This is a genomic window from Pseudomonas sp. LjRoot277 (genome assembly GCF_964253845.1).
In the GTDB taxonomy this organism is placed as follows: domain Bacteria; phylum Pseudomonadota; class Gammaproteobacteria; order Pseudomonadales; family Pseudomonadaceae; genus Aquipseudomonas.
In genome coordinates, this window is the sequence record NZ_CAXURI020000001.1 from 2777234 (window position 1) to 2796495 (window position 19262).

Consider the following 19262-nt stretch of genomic DNA (forward strand, 5'->3'; position numbering starts at 1 on the left):
TCATGATCGAAGGCGAGGATTATCGAGGATTTTAGGCGGCGCCGGCCAATGCCAAGGTGGCCTGGGCATATTTTTGTCGTGAAATCAGCAATTTTGCCGGTGCCTGGGTCAGTTGTTCGGCCAGGGCCAGGGCGGCACTTTCCGCTACGCCGTAGCAGCCGGTGCGTTCGAACGCGATGTCCGAGCGGTGGCTGAGTTGCGGTTGATAGCCGGCCAGTTGTTCGCTGCTGAAGTACATCAACGGTAACTCCAGCTGTTCGGCCAGTTCGATCAAGCCAGGTTCTTCGCGCTTCAGGTCGATGCTGGCCAGCGCCTTGATCTGGTGAAGTTCGATTTTATGTGCCTGTAACGCCTGATCGAGCAGCGCCCGCAGCGTGCTGACGGGGCAGCCGCGCTGGCAGCCCAGGCCGACCACTAAAGTCGGCGCTGTGCTGATCTCAGTCATGCGTGGTATTGACCATCGCTTTTGCGGCGGAACAACCAGGCACTGATCAGGCCCAGGGCCAGCCAGAATGCCACGTTGGTCAGCTGCGAAGCGATTTTGAACTGAGCTTCCAGGGCTTGCGGAGCCAGCATCGAGTGGACTTCCGGTTGTGGTGCGCCGATCACGTGAGGAACGGCCAGGATTGCTACGCCGAGCACTTTCATCAGCCAGTGACGGCTGAACACGATCAATGCGATGCCAACTGCGGTGGAGGCAGCCGTGCCGATCCACCAGATCTGCCGTTGCGCCAAATCAGCCGCGGCAGTGCCCGGCAGCTCAGGCGGCAGACCGAGGGTCGGTGCCAGCACGAACGTCGCGTAACCGGCCAGACCCCAAAGCAGGCCTTGGGAGGTTTTGGTCGGAGCGCGCAAGGTGTAAAGACCGGCCAGCATCAGCGCGAAACCGACTGCTACCACCAGGTTGCCGCCGGTAGTGGACAGCACGCGCTGCCAGCCGTCTTCCGGTTCCCACGCTTCAGCATCGTGGGTGTGAGCGGCGACTGCACCTGCGGCGTGTTCGTGAACTTCAACAGCGGCGGGCTCGGATTTTTCGAACGTCTCGGCCTGCAGAATCAGTGGCGCCACCCAGAAGCTTTGCAGCAGGGTCAGCAACAGGGCGGCCAGCAGCCCGGTGAACCCTGCGGTTTGCGCAATACGCTTGATCATGTCATCAGGTCTCAATGGCACGGGAATGCGGAGCTGTGGCGGGTATCGTGCGCGGCGTTATGCACCGCTTCGATGTGCGAGAAACCGGCGAAATACACCAGGCAGGCACCCAGGATCGACGCACATACGGCGGCGGTCAGGCGTTGAGTCAGGGTGTTGGTGGTGCTGGCGGTGCTCTTATCGGTGTTGCTGCCGGTGCTGCTGATGATCGACATGGCGCTTCCCTCTGGTCTGTCAGCGGGTGATTTAGAGCGCATGGAAGACCCCTGCGAGTCGGGCACGCAGAGGTTCAAACAGCGCCCGCCCACCGCGGGTTTGTTATTCAGTGATCGTAATGGTCACTTTGTGTTGCGGGCCGGTCTCCGGGCTCACGAGGGGCACTGGCTTTCGCCTTGACCTGCAAGCATCACCTTCCCATGCCGAACTGCTGGCACAGTGGATCTGACGCTTCGCTCGCTTACCGTTGCGGGGGCAGCACCGGACTGACATGACTTTAGAGTAAAGCACATGATTCACCGGTTTCCCGTTTCACCCTCTGAAGGGCACCCGTAACAAGGCGTGTAGGAGAGCATGGGCGGGGGTTGGACGTCAATTGGCAAGGGTTCTCAGTTGGAAACTGCGGCGCTCCCTTCGCGAGCAAGCCCGCTCCCACATTTGGAATGCATTCCCCTGTGGGAGCGGCGGTGCGACGATTCGACTTGCTCGCGAAGGGGGCGCCATAGAACTCAGGTGAACATTGACCCGCCCCCACACGATGCGTAGCCTTGCGCTTTCGAGGTTCTTCGGCGTCTGCCGAAGCTAAGAAGGGAACGCGGTCGATGCCGCGGCTGCCCCCGCAACTGTGAACGGTGATGTTCGCTGCCACGCCACTGCAAACCCTGTGCAACGGGTTCGCGGGAAGGCGCAGCGAATGCCAGGCCCACAAACCCGGCACACCGTCAGCCAGGAGACCTGCCTCGACACAGATTCTCACTACAACCGGGCGGGGTGATCCGGTGGCGGAACTCTTGCGCGCGCACATCCGTCGCAGCGATTGTCGTCCCGTATGCCCGCCACCTTGCCAAAGGGCATCCGATGAAAACACTGGCCAAACTCCCCGTCACCATCGTTACCGGCTTCCTCGGCTCGGGCAAAACCACCTTGCTGCGGCACATGCTCGACAACGCTCAGGGCCGTCGCATTGCGGTGATCGTCAACGAGTTCGGCGAGCTGGGCATCGACGGCGAAATCCTCAAGCAGTGCTCCATCGGCTGCACTGAAGAAGAAGCCAACGGCCGCGTCTACGAACTGGCCAACGGCTGCCTGTGCTGCACCGTTCAGGAAGAGTTCTTCCCGGTGATGCGCGAACTCGTCGCCCGTCGCGGCGACCTCGACCACATCCTCATCGAAACCTCGGGCCTGGCCCTGCCAAAACCGTTGGTGCAAGCCTTCCAGTGGCCGGAAATCCGCAGCGCCTGCACCGTTGATGCGGTGATCACCGTGGTCGACAGCCCAGCGGTTGCCGCCGGCACCTTCGCGGCTTTCCCGGACCAGGTCGATGCCCAGCGCAAACTCGACCCGAACCTGGACCACGAATCGCCGCTGCACGAACTGTTCGCCGACCAACTGGCCAGCGCCGACCTGGTGATCCTCAACAAGGCCGACCTGATCAGCCCCGAAGACCTGGCCCGTGTGCGCCTGGAAGTCGCTGAAGAACTGCCGCCCGCGGTGAAAGTCATCGAAGCCAGCAGCGGTCGTCTGCCACTGGACGTGCTGATCGGCCTCGGCGCCGGCTCCGAAGAACACATTGACAGCCGTCACAGCCATCACGATCACCACCATGAAGGCGAAGACGATCACGACCACGATGCCTTTGACTCCATCTCCATCGAACTGCCGCAAGCCGACGAAAGTCTGCTGCTGGACGCGCTGACCCAACTGGTGGTCCAGCACGGCATCCTGCGCGTCAAAGGCTTCGCGGCGATTCCGAACAAGCCGATGCGCTTGCTGATCCAGGGCGTGGGCACACGTTTCGACAAGCACTTCGACCGTCAGTGGGGCGCCGATGAAGCGCGCACCACGCGTCTGGTGTTGATCGGTCAGGCGCTGGATGCCGCGCTGCTCGAAACGCAATTGCGCGCCGCGCTCAGCGTTTAAGCCATGCACCTGCTCAGGACCCAGCCCGGCGGTTTCGTGTCGGATGACAACATTGCCGACCTAGGGCAAACCCCCGCCGAGCTGGTGATCCTGTGCAGCGGCGATTCCAGCCTCGCGCTGCTCGCCGAAGCGGCGCAGCAGTTGCCCGACGATTACCCGAGCGTGCGCCTGGCCAACCCGATGCAGGTGCAGAATCACGCCTCGGTCGATCTCTACTTCGACGAAGTGCTGCGCCACGCCAAGGTGATTCTGATTTCGTTGCACGGCGGCATCGCCTATTGGCGTTACGGCGTCGAGCAACTGGTGCAACTGTCGGAGCGCGGTGTGCAGCTGATTCTGGTGCCAGGCGATGACCGCCCGGACCCTGAACTCAGCGAGCTAAGCACGGTGGGTGCGGAAGACCGCGATCGGCTCTGGCAGTTTCTGCGTCAGGGCGGCATGAGCAATGCCCTGGATTTTTTCCGCTGCCTTGCCAATCGTTGGCTGGATCGCGACTACGCCTGGGCCGAGCCGCAAACCCTGCCGCGCACGGCGATCTACCACCCGCAAAAAAGCCCCGCTGAACTGAAGGATTGGCAAGCCGACTGGCAGGCCGATCAACCGGTGGCGGCGGTGCTGTTCTACCGCTCGCATTTGCAGGCGGCCAACACCGGTTTCATCGATATTTTCTGCCAGCGTTTGCAGGCGGCAGGGTTGAATCCTTTGCCGATTGCAGTGGCCAGTTTGAAAGAACCCGGCTGCCTGACGGTGGTCGAGGACCTGTTGGACGAAGTCGAAGCCGGCGTGATTCTCAACACCACCGGTTTCGCTCAATCCAGTCCCGAAGCGCCGCACTTGCGACCGTTTCGCCGCAACATCCCGGTGATCCAGGCGATTTGCGCCCAGGACAACGAACCCGGTTGGCGCGCCAGCGAACAAGGCCTCGGTCCGCGCGATCTGGCGATGCACATCGCGCTGCCGGAACTGGACGGGCGGATCATCAGCCGACCGATCAGCTTCAAAGACCTGGCCTGGCGCAGTGAGCGCAGCCAATCCGATGTGGTCTGCTATCGGCCACAACCGGAGCGTATGGATTTTGTCGCCGAACTGGCGCGACGCTGGATCGATCTGGCGCGGGTGCCCAATGCTGAAAAACGCATCGCCCTGATCCTCGCCAACTACCCGACCCGTGATGGTCGCATCGGCAATGGCGTGGGTCTCGACACCCCGGCCGCCGCGCTGAATATCCTGCGTGCGCTGCATAAAGAAGGTTATCCGCTGCCGGCCGAGTTGCCTGATAGCGGCACCGCGTTGATCCAGCAGTTGCTGGGTGGCGTCAGCAACGACCTCGAAACCCTCGACCAACGTCCGTGTCATCAAAGCCTGTCGATGGACGACTACAACCTGATGTTCAACGCCTTGCCCGAGTCCAATCGGCAGGCCGTGCTGGAACGATGGGGCTCGCCGCAAAGCGATCCGATGTGCCGTGGCGGGCGAATGATGATTGCCGGACTGCGCTTTGGCCTGACCTTCGTCGGCATTCAACCGGCGCGGGGTTATCAGGTGGACCCAAGTGCGGTGTATCACGATCCGGACCTGGTGCCGCCTCACGGTTACTTGGCGTTCTATTTCTGGTTGCGCAACACTTACGGCGCCCACGGCGTGATCCACGTCGGCAAGCACGGCAACCTCGAATGGCTGCCGGGCAAAGGCGTCGGGCTGTCGGAGCATTGCTGGCCGGATGCGCTGCTCGGGCCGCTGCCGAACATCTATCCGTTCATCGTCAACGATCCGGGCGAGGGCGCCCAGGCCAAGCGCCGTACGCAGGCGGTGATCATCGATCACCTGATGCCGCCGCTGACCCGCGCCGAAACTTACGGCCCGCTACGCAACCTCGAATTACTCGCCGACGAGTATTACGAAGCGCAATTGCTCGATCCGCGCCGTGCCCGGGAATTGCAGCGCGACATCCTGCAACTGGTGCGCGAGACGCACATCGACCGCGAACTGCAACTGGACGAAAAACTCGACAGTGATGCTGATGCGGCGATCTGGTTGCCGCGTCTGGACACGTATTTGTGCGACTTGAAAGAGTCGCAGATCCGCGACGGCCTGCACATTTTCGGCGAATCACCGACCGGGCGTTTGCGTATCGATACGTTGTTGGCGTTGTTGCGTATTCCGCGTGGCGACGGGCGTGGTGCGCAATCGAGCCTGCTGCGTGCCTTGGCCAAGGCGTTCACGTTGGGCTTCGATCCGCTGGATTGTACGCTCGCCGAGCCTTGGATCGGGCCGCGTCCGATTGAACTGCAAGCCCTCACCGATGAAATCTGGCGCACGGCAGGTGATACCCGCGAACGTCTGGAACTGTTTGCCGCGCAATTGATCGAGCAAGCCTTGGTCACTGAGGTTGAGCAGCTGAACGAGCCAGGCTGGTCAGAGATGAAAGCCATCATCGACAGCCTGCGCGAAGTCGTCGCGCCACGACTGGACGCCTGCGGTCCGGCGGAAATGCGCGGTCTGCTCGACGCCCTCAGCGGTCGCTTCGTGCCCGCCGGTCCCAGTGGTGCGCCGAGTCGCGGTCGGCTCGACGTGCTGCCGACCGGGCGCAACTTTTACTCGGTGGACGTGCGTAACCTGCCGACCACAACCGCGTGGCGCATCGGTTTCCAGTCGGCCAACCTGATTCTCGAACGACACCTGCAAGACCACGGCGATCACCTGCGTCAGCTCGGCCTGTCGGTGTGGGGTACCGCGACCATGCGCACCGGTGGCGATGACATCGCCCAGGCCATGGCGCTGATGGGCGTGCGCCCGGTCTGGGCCACGGGCAGTCAGCGGGTCGACGACTTCGAGATTCTGCCGCTGAGCCTGCTGGACCGTCCGCGCGTGGACGTGACGTTGCGCGTCTCCGGATTCTTCCGCGATGCCTTTGCCAATCTGATCCGCCTGTTCGACGCCGCCGTGCAAGCGGTCGCCGCCCTCGATGAGCCGGACGACCTCAACCCCTTGGCGGCCAAAGTGCGTGCCGAGCGCGAAGCATTGATGCAATCGGGGCTGGATGAAGACGCGGCCAAGCGTCAGGCCGGTTGGCGCATCTTTGGCGCCAAACCCGGTGCCTATGGCGCGGGCGTGCAGGGCGCCATCGATGGTCGTCTGTGGCAAAGCCGTGACGACCTGGCCGAGGTTTATCTGAACTGGGGCGGCTACGCTTACGGCGGTTCTGACGAAGGCACCGCGGCGCGAGCGCAGTTCGCTCAGCGCCTGAGCCAGGTTCAGGCTGTGCTGCAAAACCAGGACAACCGTGAACACGACTTGCTCGACTCCAACGACTATTACCAGTTCCAGGGCGGCATGCTCGCGGCCGTGGAAAGCCTCAGTGGTGAAGCCGCGGCCAGTTACCATGGCGATCACAGTCAGCCGGACTTGCCGAAGATCCGCACGTTGAAGGAAGAGCTGAACCGGGTGATTCGCTCCCGGGCAGCCAATCCGAAGTGGATCGACGGCGTGAAGCGCCATGGCTATAAAGGCGCGTTTGAACTGGCGGCGACGGTTGATAATCTGTTTGCCTTCGACGCTACAACGCAGTTGATCGACGACCACCAGTACGCGTTACTGGCGGATGCGTATTTGCTGGATCCGGCGACCCGGGATTTTGTTCGCGAGCATAATCCGCATGCGTTGCGCGACATGACCGAGCGGATGCTGGAGGCGCAGCAGCGGGGGATGTGGAAGGAGCCGGGTGACTACCGTGAAGCGCTGGAGAATTTGTTGCTCGATATAGAAGAAGACAGTTAGTGCGCTAAACCCTGTGGGAGCGGGCTTGCTCGCGAAGGCGGCGTGTCAGTCAACATCAGTATTGAATGTCCCACCGCCTTCGCGAGCAAGCCCGCTCCCACAGGTATGAGGTTTGCCTGTGAATTGCACTGATGCAACTACCGACCATGACCGAGTATTTAAGATGACCGACACCCCCCATTTCCCTCTCTCCGCCGTGGTCGGTGCCGACGATCTGAAACTCGCCCTGTACCTGACCGCCATCGACCCGAAAATCGGCGGTGTACTCATCGAAGGCCCTCGCGGCATGGCCAAGTCAACGCTGGCCCGTGGCCTGGCGGACTTGCTCGCCAGCGGCCAATTCGTCACCTTGCCGCTCGGCGCCACCGAAGAACGTCTGGTCGGCACCCTCGACCTGGACGCCGCCCTGAGCGAGGGTCGCGCACAGTTTTCCCCCGGTGTGCTGGCCAAGGCCGACGGCGGCGTGCTCTACGTCGATGAGGTCAATTTATTGCCCGATCACTTGGTGGACCTGCTGCTGGATGTGGCCGCCAGCGGTACCAACCTGATCGAGCGCGACGGCATTTCCCATCGGCATTCGGCGAAGTTCGTGCTGATCGGCACCATGAACCCGGAAGAGGGTGAGCTGCGTCCGCAACTGCTCGACCGTTTTGGCCTGAACGTCGCCCTCAGCGGTCACACAGCACCGACCGAGCGCGGCCAGATCATCCGGCGACGGCTGGATTTCGACAGCGATCCCCACAGCTTCTGCGCCGAATGGGAAAGCCAACAGCAGTCACTGCGAGAGCGTTGCCAGAAAGCGCGCAGCGGACTGGCAAGCATCCCGCTCGACGATCATGCGCTGGCGCAGATTACCGAGCGCTGCTTTGCCGCCGGTGTCGATGGCTTGCGGGCCGACCTGGTCTGGTTGCGCGCGGCGCGTGCCCATGCAGCGTGGCGTGGGGCGAGCGCAATCGCCGAGGAAGATATCGACGCCGTTGCCGAATTTGCCTTGCGCCATCGCCGCCGCGAGCCATCGCCACCGGCGCCGCAACACAGTCAGCCGCCCTCTACGCAAAATGCCAACCCGAGCGAAGGCCAGGGCCAATGGGGTGAAATGCCCGCTCAGGCGCTACCGGTCGGCGCACGACGTGACGTGCCGAGCTGGCCAAAAAAGCCCTAGGCATTCGCCCTCGATCTGACGCGGGGGCGAATGCCAGACCCCGCGCCGGACGGCTGGATAACGGCAAACAGGGTAAACGTCACGCGGCGCGTAGCGGCTCGATCAATTGGCCCGGCACATTGCTGAACGGCCGCCCGCGTCAGCGCGACGACGTCTTGTTTCACCTGCGCACTCGTTCGCCCCATGAACTGTGGCTGGTGATCGTCGACGCCTCGGCTTCGACTCGTCGCCATCAGGCGTTGAGCGATGCCAAGGGCTTGCTGGCGCAACTGTTCGACGATGCCTATCGCCAGCGTGCACGCCTGGCGTTGCTCACGGCCAGTGGTCATGTGCCGAAGTGGCAGGTGCAAGGGTTGAAAGCCTCCGCCGGTTTGCGCAACTGGCTTGATGGCCTGGGCGCGGGCGGTGGTACGCCGTTGCTGGCGGCGCTGGGTGAGGCGGGGCGCTGGCTGGCGGTCAGGCAGAAGCGTTTTCCGGCGGAACAGCAGCGCTTGTTGCTGGTGACCGATGGCCGATTGAAGGATTGGTCGATGTTGCCGGCGCTCGATTGTCCGGGGCTGTTGATCGACATCGAACGGGGGCCGATTCGGCTTGGGCGGTCTAGAGTATTGGCTACCGAGTTGCAGGCCGAGTATCGGCATATCGATGAATGAACGACGTACGACCGTAGGAGCTGCCGAAGGCTGCGATCTTTTGATCTTCACAGGAGTGAGTCATGCGCGTTCTAGCTGTCAACCATCAGGATGATTTCCGCGTCAAAGCCTACGCCGGCACCAATGGCGTGCTGTTGGCCATGGACCTGGCCGAACCCCGCCGCAAAGGCTTATTGGGTTTCGCCATCGAAAAACAGCAAGGCAGCAAGCCCTGGTTGTTCCTGTTCAACAGCCTGACCTTCCCCGGCAAGGTGCACACATTTCCCCAGTTCCACGCCACCCCCAGCGATATCGCGCCGTTGCAGAAATTTCGCTGGGCCGATTATGCGGTCAATCCGGGGATGACGATCCATTACCGAATCCACCTGGCCTACGGCAGCGTTGATGCGCCGCAACTGGGTGAATCCCTGGAAGTGACGGTCACCTCCGACAATGGTCAGCCGGGTAACCAAAGCGTGATCTTCAACCGTGCGGTCGCCGCCAGCCAGGCGTTCCAGCGCAAGTTTCCCGAGCTCGACGCGCTGATCAGCGCCAACAAGAACCTGCCCATCGAAGCCTGGCCGGATGCCCCGCGGCAATGGCTGGAGAACGGTTTGCTCGGGCGTTTGCTGGGGTTTATCGAGCGTGCGGTGGATGAACAGTGGGCGCTGGACATTGCCATCTACGAGTATGAATTGCAGGCCGTTGTCGATGCGGTCAATGCCGCGTTCGAACGTGGGGTAAACGTTCGAGTCCTGTATCACGCTCAACCGGACGATGATGACACCACCATCAACGAGGCCAGCCTGGAAAAAATCCCAGCGGTGCACAAACGCGGGCGGGTCACCCACAACATCTTCCATAACAAATTCATCGTCCTGAGCCGGCTCGACACAGCGGGACAGCGTCAACCCGAAGCGGTGCTTTGCGGCAGCACCAATTTCACGCCCAACGGCGTTTACCGACAGGCCAACGTGGTGCATGTGCTGGACGACACACGCGTCAGCGCCAGCTATCTGCACACCTTCGAGCAGGTCTGGGCTAACCCGGCGGATGTCGGTGCCACCCGAAACTGGCTCACGCAAAACAACCCGATGGATCCGCTGCAGCCGATGTTCGCCGGTTTCTCTCCGCGCTCGGGAAAAGGTGATCTGCAAACGTTTGTCGAGATCATCAACGCGGCGAAAAAAGACGTGCTGTTCGTCACCGCGTTCGCCTTGCCCGACGACATCCTGAGCGCCTTGCTCGGTCTGCCCCACGACGACATTTTGCGTTACGGCCTGCAAAACACCGCCAGCAGCATCACCGGTTTTCACGCCGACCGCACCGCCGAATTCGCCGCCACCGCGCTGCTCAATACCGGGCTGGAAGGCTGGCTCCGCGAGAACATGAAAGGTCAGAAGGGCAACCTGCTGGTGCACACCAAAGCCGTGGTGGCGGACTTCACCAGCGATGCGCCGACGATCATCAGCGGCAGCCATAACCTCAGTGCCGCGGCCAGCAATGGCAATGATGAAAACTACCTGATCATTCGCGGTGATACCGATCTGGCAGACCGTTATGGTCTGGAACTGCTGCGGTTCTACGAGCATTACCGCTTTCGCTATTTCGCCAAAAAACTCGCGCTCAAGCAGGTCCAGCCGTTGGCGGCGGATGACAGCTGGACCGATGATTACTATCGCGCGGGGGATTTGCGGATGCTGTCGAGAGTGCGCTTTTCGGGCCGATAAGCGCTATGACCTGTTCATCGCCTGCCGGTACTGGCGAGTACGCCGTGCGATGTATAGGCGGTCGAGAATCAGTGCCCATAGAGCCGACACGTCGGGACGGGTCTTGCGCCCACGGCTCAGGCGATTGAGCTGGAATTTCACGACGGCCATGCTCGCCAGTGCCGCCAGAGGTTTGCGTTTCCAGCGAATCGGCGGCAGTTGCGGGTGACTGTTCTGACCTTCGCGCCAGCGTTTGACCAGTTGAGGTTCAATCGCCAGCGCCGTGCCGATCCCGGCCATGGCGATGCCGCTGTCGAGCACCTGTTCGACGATCGCCAGGCGTCGAATCCCGCCCGTCACCATCACCGGCATGTTCGCCACGCTGGCCAGCTCACCGGCCATCTCCAGAAAGTACGCTTCACGCGCCAGGGTCCGACCATCCCGGGCCTCGCCTTGCATGGCCGGGGCTTCGTAGCTGCCGCCGGAGAGTTCCAGCAGATCGATCGGTTGATCGTTGAGCCACTGGATGACTTGTCGGGCGTCGTCGGCATCGAAACCGCCGCGCTGGAAGTCTGCGGAGTTGAGCTTCACCGCCACGCAAAATGTCGGCGACACGGCCTTGCGCACGGCGCTGACCACCGCCAACAACAAGCGCGCACGATTTTCCAGAGAACCACCCCAGCGGTCGGTTCGGCGATTGGTCAACGGCGAGAGAAACTGGCTGATCAGATAACCGTGTGCGGCATGAATCTGCACCCCGGTGAAGCCGGCCTTTTCCGCCAGGGCAGCGCTGGTGGCGAAGCGTTGGATGACCTCTTCGATGTCGCGCTCGCTCATGGGTTTGGGCTCGGCAAACATCTTCGAGAACGCACCCAGGTCCAGCGCCACCGCGGACGGCGCCCAGGCTTGCTGGCCGAGGTTGGCCATGGTCTGACGGCCGGGATGATTGAGCTGCATCCAGAACTGCGCGCCACCGGCCCGACCGATGCTGGCCCACTGGCGAAAGCGGTCCAGGTGGCGCTCATCTTCCAGCACCACGCCGCCGGGGCCGGTCATGGCGCGGCGGTCGATCATCACGTTGCCAGTCAGCAACAGTCCGGTTTCGCCTTCGGCCCACGCCTGATACAGCCGAAACAGGGCCTCTGCAGGTGCCTGCCCGCTGTCAGCGAGGTTCTCTTCCATCGCGGCTTTGGCGATGCGGTTGCCGATGGTCTGGCCGTTGGGCAAATTCAACGCTTGGAAGGGCGACATGCTTGACTCCTCATCAGTGAAGAGTAGAGGCTAAGCTTAAAGTTAACTTTAATGTCAAGCAGGCAAATGAGGTTGTGATGAAGATTGGTGAACTGGCGGAGTTAAGTGGCTTCAACCCGTCGCGTATTCGGTTTTACGAGGCCCAGGGCCTGATACAGAAAGTGGAACGTCGGGCCAATGGCTACCGGCATTACCCCGAGCAGGTATTGCAGACGCTGTACCTGATCCAATGCGCCCAGCAGGCCGGGTTCAGCCTGGAAGAGTTGAAACAGTTGATGCCGGACACCATCACCGGTGAATTCAAGCACGACGAACTGCTGGCGGGGCTTAAGCGCAAAGTCGATCAGATCGAAGAAATGCAGCTACACCTGGCGCAGAGCAAGGCGAAGCTGCTGGCGGTGATCGACGACATACAGGCGAAACCCGAAGGCATGGGCTGTGATGCGAATGCCGAGCGGGTGCTGGCGTCATTCAAGCATTCGCGCCGATAGCTGCAGTCGACGGAGCGGGGATCGGATTGCGCATCAGCGTGCCCACCACCAGCGCACCCAGTAGTGCCAACAACCCCGCGACCCAAAGCAGCAGGCTGAAACCACCGACGAAGGCTTGGCGGGACAACGGTTCGACCACGGTGCGCGCGGTTTCCGGCAACAGGCCCATCGCCGCCGTCATATCGCCAGCGACCACCCGCGAGGCGATGCCCTGGGTTTGGCCGAGCCATTGCGCACCCTGTGCCGTCAGGCTCGTACGCAACAACAGCTCGGTATGACTGGACAGCAAGGCGCCGAACACGCCAATGGCCAGCACGATGGCGCTGAAACGCATGGTGGTGCTCATGCCTGAGGCCATGCCGGTGCGCTCCCGTGGCACGCAAGCCATGATGTTCTTTTGCGTATCTCCGTTGAGCAGCCCGGCACCGGCGCCCGTCACGGCAATCGCCAGGGCGAAGGGCAGGTAACCGCCGCTGCTGACCGCCCAGGCACTGAGCAGATTGCCGCTGCCGACCAGGGTCAAACCGGCGGCCATCAACGTGGCGGGGGCAAATCGACGCGCCAGACGTACGCCGATGCGCGGGCAAATCAGCATGGTCAGGGCAAACGGCAACATCCCCAGGCCTGAAGCGATGGCCGAGAAACCCAAGCCGTTTTGCAGGTAGAACGGCAACAGGGTCATCATCACCTGGGCACAACCGGCGTAGGCAAACATGCCCAATAGCGCGCCGATGAAGCGCGGATGCTTGAACAGTTGCAGATCGACCATCGGCCGCGGCTGCATCCGTTCAATCACTACGAACAGCCCCAGCAACAAGGCGCCGCCGATCAGACGAGCGTAGGTCAGCGGATTGCTCCAGCCGATCCGGTTCGCCTCGATCAGGCCCCAGATCAGGCACAACAAACTCGCACTGAACGCCAGGCTGCCCCAGGGATCGAGGCGTGCGGATTGAGTGTCGCGGGACTCCGGCACGGCGCGCCAGACCATCACCATCAGGAACAATCCGACGGGCAGGTTAAGGTAGAAAATCCAGCGCCAGCCCATGTATTCGGTGATCAGCCCGCCGACTGTCGGCGCGGTGGTCATCGCCACCCCCATGCACGCGCCCCAGAACGCCCAGGCCTTGGCCCGCTCCACTTCGTCGTGAAAGGTGTGGCCGATGGAGGCGAGCGCCGAGGTCAGCAACAACGCCGCGCCGACACCCTTGACTGCCCGGGCGATGTCGAGGAACAGCGCGTTGGGCGCGGCACCGCAACCGATGGACGCGAGGATGAAAATGGCCAATCCGCAGAGCAAGGTTTTCTGCCGACCGAAGCGGTCGGCGATGCTGCCAGCCGGCAACAAAAGGGCGGCGAAGGCCAGCATGTAAGCGCTGACTACCCATTCGATGTCGGCAAAGTTTGCGCCCAGGTCGCGGGCGATCGTGGGCAGCGTCACGGCGACGATGTTGGTGTCGAGAACGATCAGCGAGCAAACGCCTGAGGCTGTGAGTAATGTCAGACGCGGGCTCACCTTGGGTTTGACGGGCATGGCAGCGTTTCTCTACTGTGAAAGTCAGTGCAGCTTATCGCCGGCTGCTACTTTCCTTGTTAGGTACGCCTTGTCACTTCATTACCTTTGAGCTAACGCACAGATGGATATTCGCCATTTTCGTTATTTCCTCGCCGTTGCCCGGCAAGGCAACTTCACCCGCGCCGCCGAACAACTCGGTATCGCACCGCCGACCTTGACTCGACAGATCCAGGACATGGAAAACGAACTCGGCACGCGATTGTTCGTGCGCCAGACACGTGAAGTCAGCCTGACCGAGGCCGGCGCCGCGCTGTTGATCGAGGCCGAGGCGACGGTGCGGCAATTCGAATACGCTCAGTACAACGCCCAGCGTGCCGGGCGCGGGGATATTGGCCATATCGAACTGGGTTACGTGGCTTCGGCGGTGTATTCGGGCTTACTGCAGAAACAGGTGCAAGCCTTCAGCCGCGAGTGTCCTGACGTCAGCCTGAACGTACGGGAAAGTCCCATGGCGTCATTGCCGGTGATGGTGGCCGAGGGGCGTTTCGATATTGGCTATGTCCGCTCACCCATGACTTTGCCCGAAGGTCTGGATGCCATTCGCCTGGACGCAGAAGGTTTTGTGCTGGCGCTGCCGACCGAGTCCTGGCTGTGCCGATTGCCAGAGATTGGCCCGGAACATTTGCAGAACGAGACGTTCATCCTGCCGGAGCAAATCAGCGGCACCTTGCAAGTCGCCGCCGAGGGTGGATTTGCGCCGAAACTGGGTGCGCAACCGGGTGGGTTGGTGGCGGTCATTGCGTTGGTATCGTTGGGGCAGGGCGTTGCAGTCGTGCCTGAGTCGGTGGTCGGGCATGTGGGTTTACCCGGCGTGTTGTACCGGGCAATCAAAGGTTGCGAGGCGAGTTCGTGGTTGTCGTTGATTTATCGTCGGTTCGAGAAGTCCGCTGCGGTGTCCAGGTATATCGAGCAGGTCAAAAATCGCTAAGCGCGAAAGCGATCTAACAGCAAACCCGCCGACTCAATTGCCCAGTTGCGCGAGGCACAGTGCGCAACCTTCGCAGGGTCTGGCGCAACCATGCCAGATCGTGAACCGGTTTACGCTTCACCGTTGCCGGTTTCACCTTGCCAATGTGCCTGGCGAAGTCTTCCTGCAGGGTTTGCTCAGTGCCGATTCCCTTGAGCTTCTTCAGCAGCTTCCCATCCTTGTAAAACAGCACGGTCGGAGTGCCGGTGACGTTCGGGTGGCGGGGGGATTCGCTGGTGTTCAGCATGTAGATCTGCGCGTGATGGCGATATCGCTCGCCAATCTGACGAAAAATCGGCGCGGCTGTTTCGCAGGCGGGGCAGTGTTCATTGCCGAAATACAGGATCACCGGGCGCCAGGTTTTCAGGGCCTTGCGGTAGACAGGGGCCAGTGCTGTAAGAGTGGTTATCGAGCTCATTGAAATCTCCATCTTCAATATGGGCACGTGTTGTAGCAGTGAAGGGGTTGGTAGCCAGATGGCCGGCTACCAACTGGTCAGACTTCAACGGCGTTCGAGCCGCACATCATCGAAATAAGATCCAAAAGCGTCGAATGGACCATCGTTTGCTTCCAGCTTGATCGACACTTTGTTGGTGCCTGCAGGCACAGTGAAGTCTACGAAGTGTGCGCTCCAGGGGGTGTCACCGCCGATATCGAGGCGTCGCATCTCCCATGATGGATGCAACAAAACTTGTGCTGTGCAGGCGGAGCCTCGCTCTGTTTTCATTTTCACGGAAAACCGGAACTCACCCTCGCTGGCGATCGTAACGTCCTGAGTGATCAGGCCAGGTGCCTGCAAGACACAATAACCTTCTTCGTAGCGGGCTTTCTGCGGTGTATCAGTCGTCCAGTACTGGCCTTCCTGTGTGAATTCACCATTGCGCAGCAAGTTGGCGGTTGCGGATTGTTGAGGCATGGGAAAACTCCTGTAAGTGGTTTGTCAAAAACCGCAAGCCCATCCAATCGCGTGAGAGGGGAGGTTTGAGCGGCTGCACGGATTGAGCGCTCATAACCTGCGGCCCACAACTGTCATATCTGACAGGTCACGTCTAAAAACCGATGAACGGTCATAAGTGGATAGCCTGGCGAATTAGTGCGAACGGGCAGGCATGCGCCGTGTTTTTATGGTACGCCACGCACCTTTTGTGGCCTTGCTACTCATGGGTGTAGCCCGCGGTAGCAGCCTCGCCGCGGTCGATGGCGCGCAATGTTCAGGTCATGTTTTTCTATCTTCTTGAATTAATAGTCTTTTCGGATCCACGAAGATTTTCCGTCAATCCTGTGGCACACTTTCTGCTGTCTATTCCGTTGTTACATACCATCTTCCGGTATAGCGGAATAAACATCACCCTGGAGTGCTTGCCATGCATCGCCGACCTTCCTTGTTTAAAGCGTGTGTTTTTGTTCTCGCGGCTTCGGCTGCTGCCATGGGTGTGGCCCAGGCGGCGGACAGCAAGCTCGATAGCGTGCTGGCCCGCGGGAAACTGATTGTGGGCACCGGCAGTACCAATGCGCCGTGGCACTTCCAGGGAGCGGACGGCAAGTTGCAGGGTTTTGATATCGATATCGCGCGGATGGTGGCCAAAGGGTTGTTCAACGACCCGAGCAAGGTCGAGTTCGTGGTGCAGTCGTCCGATGCGCGGATTCCCAACCTGCTGACCGACAAGGTCGACATGAGTTGCCAGTTCATCACCGTCACCGCCAGTCGTGCGCAGCAAGTGGCGTTCACGCTGCCGTACTACCGCGAAGGTGTCGGCCTGCTGTTGCCGGCCAACAGCAAGTACAAGGAAATCGAAGACCTGAAAGCTGCCGGTGACGGCGTGACCGTGGCGGTGTTGCAGAACGTGTACGCCGAAGAGTTGGTGCATCAGGCGTTGCCCAAAGCCAAGGTCGATCAGTACGACAGCGTGGACCTGATGTATCAGGCGGTGAACTCCGGTCGCGCCGACGCCGCTGCCACCGATCAGTCCTCGGTGAAATACCTGATGGTGCAGAACCCTGGCCGCTATCGCAGCCCGACCTACGCCTGGAGCCCGCAAACCTACGCCTGCGCCGTCAAACGTGGCGATCAGGATTGGCTGAACTTCGTCAACACTGTTTTGCATGAAGGCATGACCGGCGTGGAGTTCCCGACCTACGCGGCGTCGTTCAAGCAATGGTTTGGTGTAGACCTGCCGTCGCCAGCCATCGGTTTCCCTGTCGAATTCAAATGATCCCGTGAGAGCGGGGCGGTGATGAATCGCCCCGTTCAAGGTACTGCTGACCATGAACTATCAGTTGAATTTTGCCGCCGTGTGGCGCGATTTCGACACCTTGCTGGCGGGGCTCGGTCTGGGCCTCGAACTGGCGCTGGTGTCGATCGCCATCGGTTGCGTGATCGGCCTGATGATGGCGTTTGCTTTGCTGTCAAAGCACCGCGCATTGCGGGTGATGGCGTCGGTGTATGTGACGGTGATCCGTAACACGCCGATTCTGGTGTTGATTCTGTTGATCTACTTTGCCTTGCCCAGTCTGGGGATTCGTCTGGACAAGATCCCGTCGTTCATCATCACGCTGTCGCTGTATGCCGGGGCCTATCTGACCGAAGTGTTTCGCGGCGGGCTGTTGAGCATTCCCAAAGGGCAACGTGAAGCCGGGTTGGCAATCGGTCTGGGCGAGTGGCAGGTCAAGGCGTACGTCACCGTGCCGGTGATGCTGCGCAATGTGCTGCCGGCCTTGTCGAACAACTTCATTTCGCTGTTCAAGGACACCTCGCTGGCCGCGGCGATTGCCGTGCCGGAGCTGACCTATTACGCGCGCAAGATCAATGTCGAGAGCTACCGGGTGATTGAAACCTGGCTGGTGACCACAGCGCTCTATGTGGCGGCCTGTTACCTCATTGCCATGATGCTGCGTTACCTCGAGCAGCGTCTGGCGATTCGCCGATAGGAGGCCCACATGTACGAATCCCCCAGTTGGTTGCATGAGTTATGGGTTGCCCGGGAAGTTTTGTGGCAGGGCTTTTTGACCAGTGTGCAGGTCTCGGCCCTGGCGATTCTGTTGGGCACGATAGTCGGCATCGTCGCCGGTCTGGTGCTGACGTACGGAAAGTTCTGGATGCGCGCGCCGTTTCGGTTTTACGTCGACATCATTCGCGGCACGCCGGTGTTTGTATTGGTGCTGGCCTGCTTCTACATGGCGCCGGCGCTGGGCTGGCAGATCAGTGCCTTTCAGGCCGGTGCGTTGGGGCTGACGCTGTTTTGCGGCTCCCACGTCGCCGAGATCGTGCGCGGCGCGTTGCAAGCACTGCCCAGTGGTCAGATGGAAGCGAGCAAGGCCATCGGCCTGACGTTTTATCAAGCACTCGGTTACGTCCTGTTGCCTCAGGCGCTGCGGCAGATCTTGCCGACCTGGGTCAACTCGTCCACTGAGATCGTCAAGGCTTCCACGCTGCTGTCGGTGATCGGCGTGGCTGAGTTGCTGCTCAGCACGCAGCAGATTATCGCCCGGACCTTCATGACCCTCGAGTTTTACCTGTTCGCCGGATTTCTGTTTTTCGTCATCAACTACGCCATCGAATTACTCGGCCGGCACATTGAAAAGCGGGTGGCCTTGCCATGACTCAACCTTCGCTCTCTAACGTAAAAGATGCTCAAAACGGTCAGGCCTTGCTGGACATCCGCGGCCTGCACAAACAATACGGCCAACTCGAAGTGCTCAAGGGCGTCGACCTGACCATGCAGCGCGGCAACGTCGTGACGCTGATCGGTTCCAGCGGCTCGGGCAAGACCACGCTGCTGCGCTGCGTGAACATGCTCGAAGAGTTCCAGGGCGGGCAGATCATGCTCGATGGCGAGTCCATCGGTTATGACGAGGTCAACGGCAAGCGCGTGCGTCACCCGGAAAAAGTCATCGCCCGGCATCGGGCCATGACCGGCATGGCGTTCCAGCAGTTCAACCTGTTTCCGCATCTCACGGCGCTGCAGAACGTCACCCTCGGTTTGCTCAAGGTCAAAAAGCTGCACAAGGATGAAGCGGTGGCCCTGGCGGAAAAATGGCTGGAGCGGGTCGGCTTGCTGGAACGCCGCGATCACTTCCCCGGTCAGTTGTCCGGAGGTCAGCAGCAGCGCGTGGCGATTGCCCGGGCGATTGCGATGAACCCGAGCCTGATGCTGTTTGACGAAGTCACCTCAGCCCTCGATCCGGAACTGGTGGGCGAAGTGCTGAACGTGATCAAAGGCCTGGCCGAAGACGGCATGACCATGCTGCTGGTGACCCACGAAATGCGCTTCGCTTTCGAGGTCTCGGACAAGATCGTCTTCATGAATCAGGGGCGGATCGAAGAGCAGGGGCCACCCAAGGAACTGTTCGAACGCCCGCAATCGCCACGACTGGCGGAATTTCTCAAGAACACGCGGTTCTGACTTTTACAAAAG

At 60.9% G+C, this 19262-nt stretch carries 18 protein-coding genes and 2 riboswitches; of the genes, 11 read left to right on the top strand and 7 right to left on the bottom strand.

Features of this window, described 5'->3' with window-relative positions:
* Nucleotides 1–31: 31 nt before the first annotated feature.
* Genes ACSQ87_RS13225 through ACSQ87_RS13235 form a run of 3 tightly spaced genes read right to left on the bottom strand, consistent with a single transcriptional unit; the run spans nucleotide 32 to nucleotide 1364 of the window.
* Nucleotides 32–445 carry a cobalamin biosynthesis protein gene (locus ACSQ87_RS13225; protein WP_223433071.1) on the bottom strand — a complete coding sequence of 138 codons (414 nt, stop codon included), beginning with the start codon at nucleotides 443–445 and terminating at the stop codon, nucleotides 32–34.
* A complete protein-coding gene (locus tag ACSQ87_RS13230) occupies nucleotides 442–1149 on the bottom strand; it encodes a CbtA family protein (RefSeq protein ID WP_150655646.1) in 708 nt (235 codons plus the stop codon). The genes ACSQ87_RS13225 and ACSQ87_RS13230 overlap by 4 nt, the downstream gene beginning before the upstream one ends.
* Before the next feature lie 11 nt (nucleotides 1150–1160).
* A complete protein-coding gene (locus tag ACSQ87_RS13235) occupies nucleotides 1161–1364 on the bottom strand; it encodes a CbtB domain-containing protein (protein WP_008150980.1) in 204 nt (67 codons plus the stop codon).
* Nucleotides 1365–1485: 121 nt separating this feature from the next.
* Nucleotides 1486–1714, bottom strand: a riboswitch (cobalamin riboswitch).
* A gap of 193 nt (nucleotides 1715–1907) precedes the next feature.
* Nucleotides 1908–2122: riboswitch (cobalamin riboswitch) on the top strand.
* Between the two features lie 101 nt (nucleotides 2123–2223).
* Between ACSQ87_RS13235 and cobW the strand changes: the two genes are divergently transcribed.
* From cobW to ACSQ87_RS13260, 5 genes are all read left to right on the top strand, one after another.
* On the top strand, nucleotides 2224–3285 hold the full coding sequence (gene cobW / locus ACSQ87_RS13240) for a cobalamin biosynthesis protein CobW (RefSeq protein WP_317851632.1): 1062 nt from the start codon (nucleotides 2224–2226) through the stop codon (nucleotides 3283–3285).
* Nucleotides 3286–3288: 3 nt separating this feature from the next.
* Nucleotides 3289–7062 carry a cobaltochelatase subunit CobN gene (gene cobN / locus ACSQ87_RS13245; RefSeq protein WP_436273667.1) on the top strand — a complete coding sequence of 1258 codons (3774 nt, stop codon included), beginning with the start codon at nucleotides 3289–3291 and terminating at the stop codon, nucleotides 7060–7062.
* A gap of 163 nt (nucleotides 7063–7225) precedes the next feature.
* Nucleotides 7226–8224 (top strand): ATP-binding protein, encoded by a 999-nt coding sequence (locus ACSQ87_RS13250; RefSeq protein ID WP_223430223.1) that lies wholly within the window; start codon nucleotides 7226–7228, stop codon nucleotides 8222–8224.
* 119 nt (nucleotides 8225–8343) lie between these two features.
* Nucleotides 8344–8877, top strand: a complete 534-nt coding sequence (locus ACSQ87_RS13255) for a vWA domain-containing protein (protein WP_317851608.1) — start codon at nucleotides 8344–8346, stop codon at nucleotides 8875–8877.
* A gap of 62 nt (nucleotides 8878–8939) precedes the next feature.
* Nucleotides 8940–10586 carry a phospholipase D-like domain-containing protein gene (locus tag ACSQ87_RS13260; protein ID WP_223430222.1) on the top strand — a complete coding sequence of 549 codons (1647 nt, stop codon included), beginning with the start codon at nucleotides 8940–8942 and terminating at the stop codon, nucleotides 10584–10586.
* Between the two features lie 3 nt (nucleotides 10587–10589).
* Here ACSQ87_RS13260 and ACSQ87_RS13265 read toward each other — a convergent pair whose 3' ends face one another.
* Nucleotides 10590–11816, bottom strand: a complete 1227-nt coding sequence (locus ACSQ87_RS13265; protein WP_223430221.1) for an NADH:flavin oxidoreductase/NADH oxidase family protein — start codon at nucleotides 11814–11816, stop codon at nucleotides 10590–10592.
* 77 nt (nucleotides 11817–11893) lie between these two features.
* On the opposite strand from ACSQ87_RS13265, the gene ACSQ87_RS13270 reads away from it, so the two are divergent.
* A complete protein-coding gene (locus tag ACSQ87_RS13270; RefSeq protein WP_150655653.1) occupies nucleotides 11894–12307 on the top strand; it encodes a MerR family transcriptional regulator in 414 nt (137 codons plus the stop codon).
* On the opposite strand, the gene ACSQ87_RS13275 is transcribed toward ACSQ87_RS13270, so the two are convergent.
* The gene (locus ACSQ87_RS13275; RefSeq protein ID WP_223430220.1) at nucleotides 12288–13838 is read right to left on the bottom strand and encodes an MFS transporter; all 1551 of its coding nucleotides are present in this window, start codon (nucleotides 13836–13838) and stop codon (nucleotides 12288–12290) included. The genes ACSQ87_RS13270 and ACSQ87_RS13275 overlap by 20 nt on opposite strands.
* 103 nt (nucleotides 13839–13941) lie before the next feature.
* On the opposite strand from ACSQ87_RS13275, the gene ACSQ87_RS13280 reads away from it, so the two are divergent.
* Nucleotides 13942–14808: a LysR family transcriptional regulator gene (locus ACSQ87_RS13280; RefSeq protein WP_223430219.1), complete on the top strand. Its 867-nt coding sequence runs from the start codon at nucleotides 13942–13944 to the stop codon at nucleotides 14806–14808.
* 13 nt (nucleotides 14809–14821) lie between these two features.
* Here ACSQ87_RS13280 and ACSQ87_RS13285 read toward each other — a convergent pair whose 3' ends face one another.
* Complete coding sequence (locus ACSQ87_RS13285) at nucleotides 14822–15265, bottom strand: thioredoxin family protein (protein WP_223430218.1); 444 nt, start codon at nucleotides 15263–15265, stop codon at nucleotides 14822–14824.
* Nucleotides 15266–15349: 84 nt separating this feature from the next.
* Nucleotides 15350–15763 (bottom strand): hypothetical protein, encoded by a 414-nt coding sequence (locus ACSQ87_RS13290; RefSeq protein WP_223430217.1) that lies wholly within the window; start codon nucleotides 15761–15763, stop codon nucleotides 15350–15352.
* Nucleotides 15764–16211: 448 nt separating this feature from the next.
* On the opposite strand from ACSQ87_RS13290, the gene ACSQ87_RS13295 reads away from it, so the two are divergent.
* The 4 genes from ACSQ87_RS13295 to ACSQ87_RS13310 are packed head-to-tail and all read left to right on the top strand — an operon-like array spanning nucleotide 16212 to nucleotide 19250.
* Complete coding sequence (locus tag ACSQ87_RS13295; protein ID WP_223430216.1) at nucleotides 16212–17060, top strand: transporter substrate-binding domain-containing protein; 849 nt, start codon at nucleotides 16212–16214, stop codon at nucleotides 17058–17060.
* A gap of 52 nt (nucleotides 17061–17112) precedes the next feature.
* Nucleotides 17113–17775, top strand: a complete 663-nt coding sequence (locus ACSQ87_RS13300; RefSeq protein ID WP_008033038.1) for an amino acid ABC transporter permease — start codon at nucleotides 17113–17115, stop codon at nucleotides 17773–17775.
* A 9-nt stretch (nucleotides 17776–17784) separates the two neighbouring features.
* Nucleotides 17785–18447, top strand: coding sequence for an amino acid ABC transporter permease (locus tag ACSQ87_RS13305; protein ID WP_223430215.1), 663 nt, complete (start codon nucleotides 17785–17787; stop codon nucleotides 18445–18447).
* The gene (locus tag ACSQ87_RS13310) at nucleotides 18444–19250 is read left to right on the top strand and encodes an amino acid ABC transporter ATP-binding protein (RefSeq protein WP_223430214.1); all 807 of its coding nucleotides are present in this window, start codon (nucleotides 18444–18446) and stop codon (nucleotides 19248–19250) included. Before ACSQ87_RS13305 ends, ACSQ87_RS13310 begins: the two co-directional genes overlap by 4 nt.
* Nucleotides 19251–19262: the final 12 nt, after the last annotated feature.

Excerpts from the sequence above, each read along its gene's own strand:
- ACSQ87_RS13225 (WP_223433071.1), bottom strand. The coding sequence starts at position 445 with ATGACTGAGATCAGCACAGCGCCGACTTTAGTGGTCGGCCTGGGCTGC.
- ACSQ87_RS13230 (WP_150655646.1), bottom strand. The coding sequence starts at position 1,149 with ATGATCAAGCGTATTGCGCAAACCGCAGGGTTCACCGGGCTGCTGGCC.
- ACSQ87_RS13235 (WP_008150980.1), bottom strand. The coding sequence starts at position 1,364 with ATGTCGATCATCAGCAGCACCGGCAGCAACACCGATAAGAGCACCGCC.
- cobW (WP_317851632.1), top strand. The coding sequence starts at position 2,224 with ATGAAAACACTGGCCAAACTCCCCGTCACCATCGTTACCGGCTTCCTC.
- cobN (WP_436273667.1), top strand. The coding sequence starts at position 3,289 with ATGCACCTGCTCAGGACCCAGCCCGGCGGTTTCGTGTCGGATGACAAC.
- ACSQ87_RS13250 (WP_223430223.1), top strand. The coding sequence starts at position 7,226 with ATGACCGACACCCCCCATTTCCCTCTCTCCGCCGTGGTCGGTGCCGAC.
- ACSQ87_RS13260 (WP_223430222.1), top strand. The coding sequence starts at position 8,940 with ATGCGCGTTCTAGCTGTCAACCATCAGGATGATTTCCGCGTCAAAGCC.
- ACSQ87_RS13265 (WP_223430221.1), bottom strand. The coding sequence starts at position 11,816 with ATGTCGCCCTTCCAAGCGTTGAATTTGCCCAACGGCCAGACCATCGGC.
- ACSQ87_RS13270 (WP_150655653.1), top strand. The coding sequence starts at position 11,894 with ATGAAGATTGGTGAACTGGCGGAGTTAAGTGGCTTCAACCCGTCGCGT.
- ACSQ87_RS13275 (WP_223430220.1), bottom strand. The coding sequence starts at position 13,838 with ATGCCCGTCAAACCCAAGGTGAGCCCGCGTCTGACATTACTCACAGCC.
- ACSQ87_RS13280 (WP_223430219.1), top strand. The coding sequence starts at position 13,942 with ATGGATATTCGCCATTTTCGTTATTTCCTCGCCGTTGCCCGGCAAGGC.
- ACSQ87_RS13285 (WP_223430218.1), bottom strand. The coding sequence starts at position 15,265 with ATGAGCTCGATAACCACTCTTACAGCACTGGCCCCTGTCTACCGCAAG.
- ACSQ87_RS13290 (WP_223430217.1), bottom strand. The coding sequence starts at position 15,763 with ATGCCTCAACAATCCGCAACCGCCAACTTGCTGCGCAATGGTGAATTC.
- ACSQ87_RS13295 (WP_223430216.1), top strand. The coding sequence starts at position 16,212 with ATGCATCGCCGACCTTCCTTGTTTAAAGCGTGTGTTTTTGTTCTCGCG.
- ACSQ87_RS13300 (WP_008033038.1), top strand. The coding sequence starts at position 17,113 with ATGAACTATCAGTTGAATTTTGCCGCCGTGTGGCGCGATTTCGACACC.
- ACSQ87_RS13305 (WP_223430215.1), top strand. The coding sequence starts at position 17,785 with ATGTACGAATCCCCCAGTTGGTTGCATGAGTTATGGGTTGCCCGGGAA.
- ACSQ87_RS13310 (WP_223430214.1), top strand. The coding sequence starts at position 18,444 with ATGACTCAACCTTCGCTCTCTAACGTAAAAGATGCTCAAAACGGTCAG.